Below are 909 nucleotides of genomic sequence, written 5' to 3'. Positions count from 1 at the left end.
CCGACAGCGCGGCGCTGCAGGCCGGCAGCGAGCACACGCTGGCGGCGGCGGTGCTGGCCGCGGCGAAGCACGACGGCCTCGCGATCACGACGGCCGGCCAGGTGCGCAGCGTCGCCGGCCGGGGCCTGTCGGGCGAGGTCGGCGGGCGCGCGCTGTGGCTCGGCAGCAGCCGCTTCATGGTGGAGCAGGGCATCGACCTGTCGCCGCTGCAGGCGCGGGCCGATGCGTTGCAGGCCGAGGGCCGCACCGTCTCGTGGCTGGGCGAGGCGGGCGCGGTGCCGCGGCTGCGCGGCCTGCTCGCCTTCGGCGACGCCGCGAAGCCGACCGCGGCCGAGGCGGTGCGCCAGCTGCAGGCGCGCGGCGTGCGCTGCCTGCTGCTGACCGGCGACGGCGCCGGTGCGGCGGGCAAGCTGGCGCGCGAACTCGGCATCACCGAGGTCCATGCCGCGCTGCTGCCGCAGGACAAGGCCGCGCTCGTCGAGACGCTGCGCCACGGCGGCGCGCGCGTCGCGATGGTCGGCGACGGCATCAACGATGCACCGGCGCTGGCGGCCGCCGATGTCGGCATCGCGATGGGCAGCGGCACCGATGTCGCGATGCAGGCGGCGGGCATCACGCTGATGCGCGGCGATCCGCGGCTGGTGGCCGATGCGCTCGAGATCGCGCGCCTCACGCAGCGCAAGATCCGCCAGAACCTGTTCTGGGCCTTCGTCTACAACGTGGTCGGCATCCCGCTGGCCGCCTTCGGGTTGCTGAACCCGGTGATCGCCGGCGCGGCGATGGCCTTCAGCAGCGTCAGCGTGGTCGGCAATGCGCTGCTGCTGCGGCGCTGGAAGGGAGCGGCTCGATGAACATCGGCGAAGCGGCGCAACGCTCGGGCGTGTCGGCGAAGATGGTGCGGCACTACGA

1 protein-coding gene is annotated in these 909 nt (G+C 74.7%); it reads left to right on the top strand.

All coding sequences use genetic code 11. The annotated features are described in order from the left end of the window. A partial coding sequence (locus AC1D01_RS36705) for an HAD-IC family P-type ATPase (RefSeq protein ID WP_477874732.1) occupies positions 1-851 on the top strand: 851 nt, incomplete at its 5' end. Positions 852-909 lie beyond the last annotated feature (58 nt).

The sequence above is a fragment of the Rhizobacter sp. P3_B12 genome, assembly GCF_056402895.1.
The sequence above is the reverse complement of the archived record's forward strand: the minus strand, read 5'-3'. Positions and strand labels throughout refer to the sequence as shown.